The sequence below is a fragment of the Streptomyces sp. NPDC054840 genome (genome assembly GCF_053611065.1).
In genome coordinates this window covers 1-11811 of sequence record NZ_JBSGZP010000179.1, presented here as the reverse complement: position 1 = coordinate 11811, position 11811 = coordinate 1, and the positions used below count along the sequence as shown (strand labels likewise).

The window sequence follows — 11811 nt, the reverse complement described above, 5'->3', positions numbered from 1 at the left end:
GCGCAAGTACGTCCAGTACGAGCCGCGGCCCTCCGCCTTGCGATGCACCACACCGGACGCCGCAACCCGGCAAACCTTCCCGGCCACAGCACTAGCCGCTGTCGCAGGGGACGGCCCGGGGGCGCTCCCGGAGCGCTTCCTCATCGTCTCCTGGTCGGCAGGGGCCGATCGGCAGGGCTCCTGTGCGGGGCCGGGAGGGCTACTGCGCGGCGGGCTCCAGCAGGCCCGCCTCTACGTCGCGGATGGTCTCCACCTCGCGACGGTAGAGCCGGAACCACATGAAGAGCACGAAGGCGGCGAAGACGAACCACTCGCCCGTGTAGCCGAGGTTCTGGAAGGCCTTCAGGTCGAGGCCGGTGTCGGTCGGCGCCTGCGCGGGCACCGGAGTCATCCCCTCCGACGGGGTCTGCACGGTCAGCCAGGCGTCGTACAGGTCGTACGGGACGATGTTGACCAGCGAGGCCGCCCCGATCACCCCGAGCTGCCCGGCCGGCAGCCCGCCCTGGGAGTGGACCCCCTTCGTGCCGGAGTTCTCCGAGGACTGCAGGGCTCCGGTGACCTCGACCCGGCCGGTCGGCGGGGCGGGCGCCTTCGCGGGATCCGCCACCCCCGGCAGCCAGCCCCGGACCACCGGGACGGCCTTGCCGGAGTCGGTCTTCAGCAGGGTCAGCACGTAGAACCCGGACTCGCCGTCCAGGCGGCGTTCGGGCACCAGCAGCTGGTCTCCGTACTCCCCGGCCGTGGAGGCCAGCTGTCCCGAGGTCGTCTTGTCGACCGGAAGCAGTGAGTCCAGAGGCGCGGCCACCTGGCCTTCGGGCCGCTGCGCGTTCGCTTCCCGGTGGCTGTCGACGCGGTCCTCGAACCGGCCGAGCTGCCAGGACCCCATGTACAGGCAGAAGGGCACGGCGAGGGCGACGAAGACGTTGATCCCCCACCAGCGCGGGGTCAGGAGAAACCGGTGCACCCCACCACCGTACGGGGGGTGCACCGGTCGCCCTCCCGCAGGGTCATTGCGGCAGGTGCTTCAGCACGAACTCCAGCTCCATCCGGACCTGCTTGATCCGCTCCTCCACCACCAGCGAACCGTGCCCGGCGTCGTACCGGTACACCTCGTGCACCGCCCCGCGCGCGCCGAGCCGGTCCACGTAGTTGTCGATCTGGCGGATCGGGCAGCGCGGGTCGTTCACGCCGGCCGCGATGTGGACCGGCGCCTTCACCGCGTCCACGTACGTCAGCGGCGAGGACGCCTCGAACCGGTCCGGGACCTCCTCCGGCGTACCGCCGAAGAGGGTGCGGTCCAACGCCTTCAGCGCCTCCATCTCGTCGTGGTAGGCCGTCACGTAGTCCGCGACCGGTACGGCGGCCAGGCCCACGGCCCAGGCATCGGGCTGCGTGCCCAGGCCCAGCAGTGTCAGGTACCCGCCCCAGGAACCGCCCGAGAGCACCAGGCGCGCCGGGTCCGCGAGGCCGGAGGAGACCGCCCACTCCCGGACCGCCGCGATGTCCTCCAGCTCGATCAGCCCGACCCGGTGCTTGAGGGCGTCGGTCCACTCGCGGCCGTACCCCGTCGAGCCGCGGTAGTTGACCCGTACCACGGCGAAGCCGTGGTCCAGCCAGGCCGCCGGGGCCGACGCGAAGGAGTCGCTGTCGTGCCAGGTCGGCCCGCCGTGGATCTCGAAGATCGTCGGGAAGGGGCCCTCACCGCGGCCCGCCGGCCGCTGCGCCAGCGCGTGGATCCGCCCGCCCGGTCCCTCCACCCACACGTCCTGGACCGGCACCGAACCGGGCGCCCGGAAACCGGGCGCGTCCAGCACGATCCCGCCCGCGGTGGACCGTACCGTCGAAGGCTCGGCGGCCGAGGACCACAGGTACTCCACCGTCCCGTCGGGCCGTGCGCAGGCCCCCGACACCGACCCCGGGGGTGTGTCCACGCGTACGAGCTCCCGCGCGGCCAGGTCGTAGCGCCACAGCTCGCTGCGCGCCTCGAAGCTGTGCGCGACCAGCAGCGCGGACCCGTCCGGGTACCACTCGGCGCTGACGTCGCCCGGCAGGTCGATCGCGAGCTCCTGTTCGGCGCCGGTGGCCACGTCCCAGACCATCGGCTCCCAGCGGCCGCGCCGCTGGTGGCCGACGAGCAGCCGGGTGTCGCCCGTGACCGGCGCGAAACCGAGGACCTCCAGGCCCAGCTCCTCGGACCCGCCCCGGGTGTCGTCCAGCTCGGCGACGGTGGTCCCGTCCAGGGTCAGGACGCGCAGGGCGGAGTGCATCGCGTCGCCGTGCTCGGTGTGCTCGACGGCCACCAGGGTGCCGTCGCGGGACAGGTCGCCGACGCCGGCCGACTCCCGGTGCCGGTAGATCACGGTGGGCGCGGAGCCGTCCGGCCGGACCACGTGCACGGTCGAACCGTCCTCGTCGGTGGAGCGCCCCACGACGGCCGTCCCGTCCCGTCCGATGGCCAGCCCGGCCGGGTACGAGGGTGCAAGGCCCGGGGTGGCCGGTTCGTCGGGGCCGCCCGCGAAGGGCTGGCGCACCCAGGTGCCGAACTCGTCGCCGTCGGTGTCGGAGAACCACCAGATCCACTCGCCGTCGGGGGAGAGGGTGCCGTCGGTGGTGCCGTTGGGGCGGTCCGTCGCCTGCCGCTGCCCGCCCGTGGCGCGGTCCCACGCGTAGATCTCGAAGGTCCCGGTCGCGTTGGAGACGAAGAGCGAACGGTCCGGGGCGTCCTCGGCCCAGTCGGGGAGCCCGACGCGCGGTGCCCGGAACCGCTTCTCCCAGTCGGGCATGCCGGGGGTCATCTCACTGTCGCTGGTCATGCGCCCCATTGTGGCCGCAGCGCTCCCCGGGATGCCGACCGCTCTGAACGGGCGGAGAGTGGAACGCGTCGGCCGTCACGTCCGAGGAGGAACGATCATGGCCAAGAAGGCCCGTACCGGCCACCACAGCCACCAGGACTCCGAGCGCGCGCTGGCGAAGAACACGGCGGCCGAGGCCCGTGCGAAGGCCGCGGTCCGGGACATGCACAGCACCGCCGCGAAGACGCGCGGCATGCAGCAGAAGGCCCAGGCCAAGCGCGGCTAGGCCCGCTCCCCCCGATGTCTCTCCGAGGGCTGTCCCGTAATCCCCGGTGGATCGGCGCCCGGCGTCGGATGCGGTGCATCGCAAGGCGGAGGGGCGCCCCCATACTGGGCGTATTCGGGCGTTCCGACAACGCAGCGAGGTGCCGTGGCCGACGTCGTGCGCCCGCCGGGGATGACGGGAGAGCCCTTAGGCTGGCGCCATGCGGATGATCGTCCGGGGCGCCCGGCTGCTGCACACCCACGGCCTGTCCGACGTCGAGGTCGCGGAGGACGGCCGCATCGCACGGGTGATCCCGTACGACGACCAGAAGGAACCACCGGTCACCGGCATCCTCATCGAGGCCCACGGAGGCCTGCTCACGCCTCCCTTCGTCGAGCCGCACATCCACCTCGACACGGCGCTGACCGTCGGCGAACCCCGCCCCAACGCCTCCGGCACCCTCTGGGAGGGCATCGCCTGCTGGAGCGAGCGCAAGCGGACCCTGACCCGCGAGGACGTGCTCGCGCGGGCCACGGAGGTGCTGCGCTGGCAGGCCGCCCACGGGGTGCTGCACGTGCGGACCCACTGCGACATCACCGACCCGGACCTCACCGCACTCGAGGCGCTGCTGGAGGTACGCGACCGGGTCCGGGACTTCATGACCCTGCAGATCGTGGCCTTTCCGCAGGAGGGCATCGTCTCCTTCCCGGGCGGCGAGGGGCTGCTGCGCGAGGCCGTCGCCCGCGGGGCGGACGTCGTCGGCGCGATCCCGCACTTCGAGGACACCCGCGAGGACGGCCTGGCCTCCCTGCACACGGCCTTCGCACTGGCCGAGGAGCACGGCCTGCGGGTGGACGCGCACTGCGACGAGATCGACGACGAGCAGTCCCGCTTCGTGGAGACGCTGGCCACCCTCGCCCTGCGCTCGGGGCTGCGCGGGCGCGCCACGGCCTCGCACACGACGGCCATGGGCTCCTACAACGGCGCGTACAGCTTCAAACTCCAGCGCCTGCTCGCCCGCTCCGGCATCAATCTGGTCTCCAACCCCTTCGCCAACCTGGGGCTCCAGGGCCGCTTCGACGCCTATCCCAAGCGGCGCGGCCTCACCCAGGTCAAGGAGATGCTGGCGGCCGGGGTCAACGTCGCCTTCGGCCACGACGACGTGATGGACCCCTGGAACGCGCTGGGCACCGCCAACCCGCTGCAGACCGCCCTCGTCGGGCTGTACGCCGCCCAGCTCACCGGCGCCGACGAGATCCCGCTGGCCTTCTCGATGGTGACGGAGCGTGCGGCGCGGGTGCTCGGCCTCGCGGAGACGGAGTACGGCATCACCGCCGGCGCGCCCGCCTCCTTCGTGCTGCTCCCGGCCCCGTCGCCCGAGGAGGCCATCCGCCGCCAGGTCCGCCCGCGGTACGTCGTCTCGCGCGGAACCGTCCTCGCCGAGACCCCGCCCGCCCCGACCCGGCTGAACTGGCCGGGGGAGCCCCCGTCCGAGATCGACTTCGGCCGACGCCTACGCTGACGCCCCATGAGGACGTGGACACTTGACACCGCATCGGCCCGCGCCGCGCACGAGATCGCCTCGGAGTACGCGGACACGGCTCTCCTGAACCACTCGGTCCGCTCCTTCGCCTTCGGGGCCCGGTACGCGCAGCAGCACGGGCTGGCGTACGACGAGGAACTCCTCTACGTCAGCGCCCTGGTGCACGATCTGGGTCTGACCGCGGCCTTCGACAGCCACACCCTGCCCTTCGAGGAGGCGGGCGGCCATGTCGCGCGGGTCCTGACGGCGGGCCTGGGCTGGCCTTCGGCCCGCAGGGCGCGCGCCGAGGAGATCATCGTCCTGCACATGCGGGACGACGTGAGCGCCGCCGAGGACGTGGAGAGCCACCTCCTGCAGGTCGGTACGAGCGCGGACGTCTCGGGCCTGCGCGTCGCCGAGTTCGATCGCGCCTTCACGGCCGACCTCCTCGCCGCGTACCCGCGGGGCGACTTCGGCGCAGTGTTCCTCGCGCTCGTCGAGGACCAGGCCGCCCGCAAGCCCGCGTGCGCGGCGGCCGGGTACGTGGCCGGCGGCGCGGCCACCCGGATCGCGGCCAACCCGCTGGACCGGCCGCGGGCGTAGGCGGCGCCCGCGGAGGCGTCGCGCCGCAGCGGATCACGCATATCGGTCACCGTGTCGGATAGCGTGCCCGCATGTCGTGGGACGAGGACGGAACACCGCACCCGCTCGCACTGCGCCGCACGGGCCGCAGTGAACTGGAGCCGGACCGGCTGCCCGAGATGCGGGAGCTGGAGGTGCTCGGCTGGGAGCCGGCGCCCGAGGACCTGCGCTGGGTGTTCCTCCCGTACGTCTGGCCCCCGGCGGACCGCACGTGGATCCCCGACCGCTCCACCCACTGGGCGGTGGACACCGCCCTCGACGGCCACGGCCACATCACCGGCGTGGAGTGCGCCCCGCTGCCGGAGCCCGACCTGCGGGACCTCGACCGCGAGGCCGACGAGGCCCTCGCCGAGCTCGGGCTCCCGCCCCGGCCGCGGGGGCGTCTGTGGCTGCTCCGGCCGGTCGGCCCCTTCACCACGCTCGGCGCGGTCCTCGGCCACCTCGACGACCTGGCCGAGGCGCGCGCCGTGGCGGCCCGGCCCTCGGCGGCCTTCCTCGCCCTGGCCCGGGCAGAACTCGCCGAACTCGCCGCGGCCGAGGAGCTGTGAGGCAGGCCGGCCGGTCAGGCGCGCCGTCCAGGCCTCGGCGTCGGTCCGGGTGCGAGCTCCGGCCGGTCGGGCACATGCCCGGCTCCAGGGAGCCGTCGACGTAGCGGGCGCCGAGCGGGCAGGGGCGGGGTGGGGGTGCGGTCACCGGCGCAGCACAGCGCCGTCCGGCGCTCCCGTGGCTACGCTGGGGGTGAGGGGGGTACTGCCGGGAGGCGATCTCATGGGCCGGCGCCATCACTTCCACATCGAGCACGACGGGCACTCGGTCAGCGCCACGGTCCAGACCGGGCACTCAGCCGTCGTGGAGGTCCTGGTCGACGGCAAGGAGACCGGCCACGCCACGACGCACGACGACCACCCCGTGACCGTGTACGTCGAGCTTCCGACGGATCCACCGACACAGGTCTCCGTCCGCGCGACACCCGGGCCGGGTGTACCCCGCTGCATCTTCGAGGCCCCGGCCATCGAGCCGCACATCATGTCCCCCCGCCCCTACTGACGGCGGCGGCTACCGGTTCCCCTAGCGCTCGTGCGTCGCGGACCGGATCTCCTCCGTTGCCTCGCGGAACGCGGGGGCGGCACGCCCGAAGTAGTCGATCTCCGACATCACCGAGGGCCACCGCGCGCTCTTCAAGGACTTCGTCGAGGGCCCCAGGCTCGCGGCGACCTTCCTCGACCTGCGCTTCCTCGAAGCCGACGCCGCCATCCTGACCGGCCGCGGCGACGACTACACGGGCGCGCGGCCCGACCCCACCGAGCTCTCCAAGGTCCAGACGTACACCCTGGTCCGCGACCCCGACGGCACCTGGCGCATCGCCGCCTTCCACAACACGCAGCGCCGGAACGTGATGGAGCGGTTCTCGTTCCTCTACGCGCCGGCGACGCCCCCGAAGGCGGACCGATGACCGATGCGACCGCCGCGGAAGGGCAGCCCCGCTCGGGAACCACCGGCCGACCGGCCCGGACGCGAAAAGCCAGAGGCCCTCTCCCCGAAGGGAAAGGGCCTCTGGCCTTGTACTCAGCTGTCGGGGTGGCGGGATTTGAACCCACGACCTCTTCGTCCCGAAGCATTCCGGGGCAAGGGGCGAGCTGCCGAGTCTACCGGGCTGACCTGCGACGGATGGCCGTGAGCGTCCGTGGACGTCCGTCAGTGTGAGCCCCCGTTGTCGCTCAGTTAGACACTCACTCCGACTCTCAAGGCTCAGTGAGGAAGGCGCCTCGGCGCTCGCCACAACCGGGCTGTAACACCGCAGTGTTACAGCAGGTCTCTTAGCTGGGCCCTGGATTCTCTCCCGCTCAAATCGCTCGGAGGCGTCGCTCCTGAGCAACGAAGATGGTGTTCCGGGAGGAGTCTGCGAACCCAGCGATCGAAGCGATCTCATCGGGGGTGAGCCCCTTGGCGGACATTGCCTCGCCAATGCTTCGGGCCAAGGCCGGGATCTCTGGACTGAGCTCGTCGCTCAGGGGCTCTTGTGTGCGCCACCCCTTGTTGCTGAGGGCTTTATAGAGGTTGGTCCGCTTGTCTGGAGTGATCACATTGAGTTCGCGGGCGCGTTCAATGAGTGCTTGCATCGACGTGCCCCACTCGCGTTTTAGGTCGTGTAGCCGCCCCAACGTGAGGTTCCTGAGCTGGGGTCGAATGACCTCCTCTGGCATCAGGAACTCGGCAGCGAAACGATTCGCGTCCTCTTCCATGGTGAGAGTGACCTCGGATGAGTGCAGGCAGAGGTGACCGAGTTCATGCCCCAGGGTCAGTCTCAGACGGTCCACTGGCGCAGATGCGTTGATCAAGACGACCGGATAGTCGTCCACCCATTGCGAGAGGCCATCTACCCGCGACGTGCCGAAATCCTCAGCCAGCACGATGCACCCTGCAGCTTCCATCCAAGGGGTGATTGTCTGGACTGGGCCGATAGGCATCCGCCACTGCATGCGCACCATGCGAGCTGCGTCCGACGGGTCGGTGTCTACTGGGTCGAACGTTGGGATCCTCTGCTCAGCACGTAGCGACACTTCTTCCATCAGGTGGCGTACGTGCATCCGGCACATGTTCAAGCGTGCTTCGAGCTGTCGCCACGTGGTCGCCTTGGCGGTTGCGCGCTTGCGCATGTGGGCATCCACGGCCATCGCCCCGCGGACGGAGCCCGCCCCCTTGAGGAAGGACTCCGTCACACCAAGAGCATGGGCGAGCCGGGAGAGAACGTCTCCTTCCGGCTCACGCATGTTCTTCTCGTACCGCGACAGGGCTCCTTGGGTTACCCCAGCGGCCGCTGCCAACTCTTCCTGGGTGGTGCCAAGGGCCCGGCGAGCTGTAGAGATTGCTTCGCCGAGACTGCTCATGTTGACCTGTCCTCCATTGCGTCCTGCTGAGCCGATGCCGGAACGTCGATCGACGGCAGAGGGGGCGTCGGCGTTGTCGGACGAACGGGCTGCACTGTGCCGCCGGCGCCGCCTTCACCGACCTCGCGGAGAGGGATCAGCCAGACGACTTTCTCTTGGCCGTTGCGTAGCGACAGGACCGCCTCGCCGATCTTCCTCGTATCAGGATCCCACTCGTATCCAGCAGTCAAACGAACCTCGTCGAGGCCAGGAAACGCCTCCTGCGTGCCCTGCGCGAAAAACTCCAGGGCGGTCTGAGTGGCGTAGCTGCTGACCTGGCCGTCTTCGCGGTGACGCTTGACCCGCAGACGATAGCTGATGCCTACCACGAGCTCCCGAGTGGGCTCGCCGTCAGTGAGGGTGACCCCAGGGTGCCCGTCGAGTTCCGCAGTGAGGTGCGCCCAAAGGCGGTCGTGGATCCAGTTGGCCAGTCCGCGCTCGCTGCTTTGTGCCACCCAGGAGGGGCGCTCTGTTCGGTAGGCAAGCAGGTCTTCCGCAGCCAGATCGACGGCTCGCACGAGGCTCCGTGTGACCTTCGGGCCTAAGCCGGACAGGACGTCAGATGATTCTGGGTAGGAAATCATGCCGGAAAATATACCGCCCAAGCTGATCCCTGTGTCCAGGGTTGATCGGAAGGTGTTTCCCGAAGTAACCCGGGACAACCGGCGATCCGCCGAGGCTAACGCGCTGACCTGCGGCGGAGGTCCGTGAGTGTCCATGCACGTCCGCCGCAGTCCCGGCCGGTAGGCACGCAGTTAGTCACCCACGCGGCACCGTGCGCAGTGCCTAAGGAAGCTTTCCGCCCCAGGCCCGCTCCGTCAGCTCGCCGGGAGTGCCAGGGGCCACCGTCCGAGGGTCCACAGCCTCGCTGGGGGCGATCCCGCTGTAGACCCCCTTCGGCTGCTCGGACCGGTCGTGGTCCTTCACCCAGAACACGCGACGCGAGAACGTGCCGGGAGCATTGTGGTTGCTGGGCGCATCCTCCCTGAGAACGGTGTAGCCGACTCGACGCCCTGCCGGCGGTGAGATGGGCCGACGCCGGTTGCGAGCACTCCTTACTAGGGTCTCGCGGACGTAGTCGTATGAACTGACATCCTCAGTCCATACGATCCTGTCTTCATGCTCGATCTCCTCAGGCGTAACGCTCACGCTGCCCCTCCCAGAGCTTGATAGAGGCAGAGCTTCCCCAGGGCGAACGCCTCCTACTCCACCTTCCTGAGGCCATCAGGCAAGGGCTGGCCCCCCGGTGTTGCAGCCGTCTGTGACACGGACAGTGGTGACGGCTACCAGCCGACCGGGCCGGTGCCTTCGGACAGCAGCTGGTCGATCCTCTGCATGGCTAGCGCTTCCTGGAGCCAGGGTGTCTCTTGCACAAGCTTGGCCAGGAGCTCACGTGCCTTGCCCGGTGGCAAGGTGCTGCTGACCACCGTCGTGCCGTCGCCGAGGGCCTGCGGCCTGTCGCAGTCGACGAACAACTCGATACGTCCGCCCTGGGTCTTCCTGACGCTGATGGTGGCGCCTCCGGTCGTTGAATCTCCGTCAATGCGCAGCAAGGCATGCATCCCTTCATGGACACCGGACAGTCCGGACAGCTCTGCCCAGCAGTGTCCGGATTGTTTTCCCAGGTCAAAGACCCAACCGGACAGTCGGACAGCTCGGACACCTTCCGACATGGTCCATCACGCCCGGACACTCCGTCCGGGTCTTCTCGTGTTTCGCCGCACAGGCTGGCTGAGGTGATGACGGATGAGAGGGCTCACCCGCGCATCACCACGTCGGTACCGTGAGAGGCGCCCCTACTCAGCAGCGGGAGGCAACACCCCATGCGTGGTCTTGGAGATCACCTCAGCATTGGCGAACGAATCGCGTTCTACCGGAAGCGCCGCGGCTACACGCAAGAGGTGCTGGCCGGATTGGTGGGACGGAGCACGGACTGGCTGGCGAAAGCAGAGACAGGCCGGCGCAAGCCGCCCCGCGTCGACATGCTGGCGGAGCTGGCGCGGATCCTCCGTGTCCCCCTTGGTGACTTGGTGGGCCAGTCCACCCTCATGGAGGACGAGAAGCATCAGGACGATATCCCGGCCGTGCGTGACGCCCTCATGAGCCCGCGGCGGCTGTCTCGGCTGTTGTTCGGTCCTGAGGCGGGGGTGCAGCTCCCGACCCCGGCGCCAGCAGCCGTGCGGGTCGAGAAGGCATGGGGCGACTACCAGGGTGGGCGGCTCGGAAGCGTGATTGCTGCCCTTCCGGCTCTCCTTCAGACTGCTCAGGAGCTGGAGGATCGCGCGGCCCGGCGGGAAGAGGACCGCCATGACTGTTGGGCTGTCTCTGCCCGCACCCATCACCTTGCCGCTACAACGCTGGCGAAGATCGGGGAGTCCGATATCTCTTGGCTCGCCGCCGAGCGCGCCATGCAAGCCGCTGACGCCTCCGATGATCCGCTGGTTCTGGCGTCAGCTGCTCGGTCCGGGACGCATGCACTGCTCGCCAACGGGCGGTACGGGGCGGCAATGGAGTTGGGGGACGCCACAGCGAACTGGCTGGCACCTCAGGTGGAGGACGGCGACCCCGCGGCTCTGAGCTTGCTCGGGATGGTCCATCTGCGGGCGGCGGTCGCTGCTGCTCGCCATCAGGACCGACCTACAGCGATCCGCTTGCTCAATCGCGCCGAGGAATTGGCGGACGATCTCGGCTCAGACGAGAACTACTGGCAGACCTGCTTTGGCCCGACCAACGTGCTCTTGCACCGACTGTCCATCGAGCTCGACCTGGACAACGTCTCGTACGTCGTGGAGCACGGACGGATCAACGTAGACCACATGCCCCAGGAGCGGAGCGTCTCGCACCGCATCGACTTCGCTCGTGCGCTCTCGCTGGCGGGCCATGGGGATGAGGCATTCACCGAGTTGCGTACGGCTGAGCGAACGTCTCCACAGCTCGTGCGAAACAATCCAAGGGTGCGCGAGACGTTGCGGGACCTCACGAAGCAGTCTCCAGTCACCGCAGGCGCGCGCTCATCCGAGGTATTCGTGATGGCTCAACGATGCAGGGCGGTGCAGTGAGTACGGGGAAGCGGGGAGTGCTCGGCGTGGTCGGCGCGGCGGCCGGCGGGCTAGAGGTGCTGCGGACAGGGTTGGTCGAGCCTGCCATCGAGCGCGGTTGGCAAGTGGCGGTCACGCTGACGCCAGCCGCCGCGAATTGGCTCCGTCTGAGTGGGGAGGTGAAGCGCTTGGAGACGGTGACTGGGCTCCCAGTCCGGGACGAGCAGCGTCTTCCGGAGACCAGCAGCCCACACCCTCGGGTTGACTGCTACGTGGTCGCTCCGGCCACAGCGAACACGATCGCCAAGCTGGCCACCGGCATTGCGGACAACCAGGCGCTTACGCAGGTTGGGGAAGCCCTGGGCACCCTTGGGCTACCCGTGATCGTGTTCCCCCGCGTCAATGCCGCCCATGCCCGCCATCCCGCGTGGAAGCGGCATCTGGACGCCTTGCGCGAGGCGGAAGTCCACCTGGTCTACGGCCCTGACGTATGGCCGCTGTATGAGCCGAGAGAGGCCCCGCCTGGTCGTCCCCTCCCCTGGGGCGCAATTCTGGACGCGGCGGATCGAGCGGTTGACTGACGGAGTGCCAACACTGCTGACCTGCAACGACTGTGGACCCGGAC

Annotated in this window: 14 protein-coding genes; 8 read left to right on the top strand and 6 right to left on the bottom strand. The window is 69.7% G+C overall.

Features of this window, described 5'->3' with window-relative positions; genetic code table 11:
* Positions 1-199: 199 nt before the first annotated feature.
* Together ACWGIU_RS15570 and ACWGIU_RS15565 are read right to left on the bottom strand one after the other, a co-directional pair.
* The gene (locus ACWGIU_RS15570; protein ID WP_453706060.1) at positions 200-964 is read right to left on the bottom strand and encodes an SURF1 family protein; all 765 of its coding nucleotides are present in this window, start codon (positions 962-964) and stop codon (positions 200-202) included.
* 43 nt (positions 965-1007) lie between these two features.
* Positions 1008-2813, bottom strand: a complete 1806-nt coding sequence (locus ACWGIU_RS15565; RefSeq protein WP_453706058.1) for a prolyl oligopeptidase family serine peptidase — start codon at positions 2811-2813, stop codon at positions 1008-1010.
* A 97-nt stretch (positions 2814-2910) separates the two neighbouring features.
* On the opposite strand from ACWGIU_RS15565, the gene ACWGIU_RS15560 reads away from it, so the two are divergent.
* The 6 genes from ACWGIU_RS15560 to ACWGIU_RS15535 all read left to right on the top strand — a co-directional run bounded on the left by ACWGIU_RS15560 (position 2911) and on the right by ACWGIU_RS15535 (position 6674).
* Positions 2911-3078 carry a hypothetical protein gene (locus tag ACWGIU_RS15560; protein WP_158781069.1) on the top strand — a complete coding sequence of 56 codons (168 nt, stop codon included), beginning with the start codon at positions 2911-2913 and terminating at the stop codon, positions 3076-3078.
* A 199-nt stretch (positions 3079-3277) separates the two neighbouring features.
* Positions 3278-4579: a cytosine deaminase gene (gene codA, locus ACWGIU_RS15555; RefSeq protein WP_453706056.1), complete on the top strand. Its 1302-nt coding sequence runs from the start codon at positions 3278-3280 to the stop codon at positions 4577-4579.
* Between the two features lie 6 nt (positions 4580-4585).
* The gene (locus tag ACWGIU_RS15550; protein ID WP_453706054.1) at positions 4586-5182 is read left to right on the top strand and encodes an HD domain-containing protein; all 597 of its coding nucleotides are present in this window, start codon (positions 4586-4588) and stop codon (positions 5180-5182) included.
* 71 nt (positions 5183-5253) lie between these two features.
* Entirely contained in the window at positions 5254-5769 is a 516-nt protein-coding gene (locus tag ACWGIU_RS15545; RefSeq protein WP_453706053.1) for a DUF5956 family protein, read from the top strand.
* 220 nt (positions 5770-5989) lie between these two features.
* Positions 5990-6268 carry a hypothetical protein gene (locus tag ACWGIU_RS15540; RefSeq protein ID WP_453706051.1) on the top strand — a complete coding sequence of 93 codons (279 nt, stop codon included), beginning with the start codon at positions 5990-5992 and terminating at the stop codon, positions 6266-6268.
* A gap of 97 nt (positions 6269-6365) precedes the next feature.
* Positions 6366-6674: an SgcJ/EcaC family oxidoreductase gene (locus ACWGIU_RS15535; RefSeq protein ID WP_453706062.1), complete on the top strand. Its 309-nt coding sequence runs from the start codon at positions 6366-6368 to the stop codon at positions 6672-6674.
* 391 nt (positions 6675-7065) lie between these two features.
* Here ACWGIU_RS15535 and ACWGIU_RS15530 read toward each other — a convergent pair whose 3' ends face one another.
* The 4 genes from ACWGIU_RS15530 to ACWGIU_RS15515 form a co-directional block, all read right to left on the bottom strand.
* Positions 7066-8109, bottom strand: a complete 1044-nt coding sequence (locus ACWGIU_RS15530) for a helix-turn-helix domain-containing protein (RefSeq protein ID WP_453706049.1) — start codon at positions 8107-8109, stop codon at positions 7066-7068.
* A complete protein-coding gene (locus ACWGIU_RS15525; RefSeq protein ID WP_389114579.1) occupies positions 8106-8732 on the bottom strand; it encodes a hypothetical protein in 627 nt (208 codons plus the stop codon). Before ACWGIU_RS15525 ends, ACWGIU_RS15530 begins: the two co-directional genes overlap by 4 nt.
* Positions 8733-8934: 202 nt before the next feature.
* A complete protein-coding gene (locus ACWGIU_RS15520) occupies positions 8935-9297 on the bottom strand; it encodes a DUF6009 family protein (RefSeq protein ID WP_453706047.1) in 363 nt (120 codons plus the stop codon).
* Positions 9298-9431: 134 nt separating this feature from the next.
* On the bottom strand, positions 9432-9701 hold the full coding sequence (locus ACWGIU_RS15515; RefSeq protein WP_389114582.1) for a hypothetical protein: 270 nt from the start codon (positions 9699-9701) through the stop codon (positions 9432-9434).
* A gap of 270 nt (positions 9702-9971) precedes the next feature.
* Between ACWGIU_RS15515 and ACWGIU_RS15510 the strand changes: the two genes are divergently transcribed.
* Positions 9972-11207, top strand: a complete 1236-nt coding sequence (locus tag ACWGIU_RS15510) for a helix-turn-helix domain-containing protein (protein ID WP_389114584.1) — start codon at positions 9972-9974, stop codon at positions 11205-11207.
* Between the two features lie 17 nt (positions 11208-11224).
* A complete protein-coding gene (locus tag ACWGIU_RS15505) occupies positions 11225-11767 on the top strand; it encodes a flavoprotein (protein WP_389114585.1) in 543 nt (180 codons plus the stop codon).
* The last annotated feature ends 44 nt before the right edge of the window (positions 11768-11811 follow it).

Coding starts and splice junctions, on each gene's coding strand:
- ACWGIU_RS15550 (WP_453706054.1), top strand. CDS start 4,586: ATGAGGACGTGGACACTTGACACCGCATCGGCCCGCGCCGCGCACGAG.
- ACWGIU_RS15565 (WP_453706058.1), bottom strand. CDS start 2,813: ATGACCAGCGACAGTGAGATGACCCCCGGCATGCCCGACTGGGAGAAG.
- ACWGIU_RS15530 (WP_453706049.1), bottom strand. CDS start 8,109: ATGAGCAGTCTCGGCGAAGCAATCTCTACAGCTCGCCGGGCCCTTGGC.
- ACWGIU_RS15510 (WP_389114584.1), top strand. CDS start 9,972: ATGCGTGGTCTTGGAGATCACCTCAGCATTGGCGAACGAATCGCGTTC.
- ACWGIU_RS15560 (WP_158781069.1), top strand. CDS start 2,911: ATGGCCAAGAAGGCCCGTACCGGCCACCACAGCCACCAGGACTCCGAG.
- ACWGIU_RS15525 (WP_389114579.1), bottom strand. CDS start 8,732: ATGATTTCCTACCCAGAATCATCTGACGTCCTGTCCGGCTTAGGCCCG.
- ACWGIU_RS15540 (WP_453706051.1), top strand. CDS start 5,990: ATGGGCCGGCGCCATCACTTCCACATCGAGCACGACGGGCACTCGGTC.
- codA (WP_453706056.1), top strand. CDS start 3,278: ATGCGGATGATCGTCCGGGGCGCCCGGCTGCTGCACACCCACGGCCTG.
- ACWGIU_RS15545 (WP_453706053.1), top strand. CDS start 5,254: ATGTCGTGGGACGAGGACGGAACACCGCACCCGCTCGCACTGCGCCGC.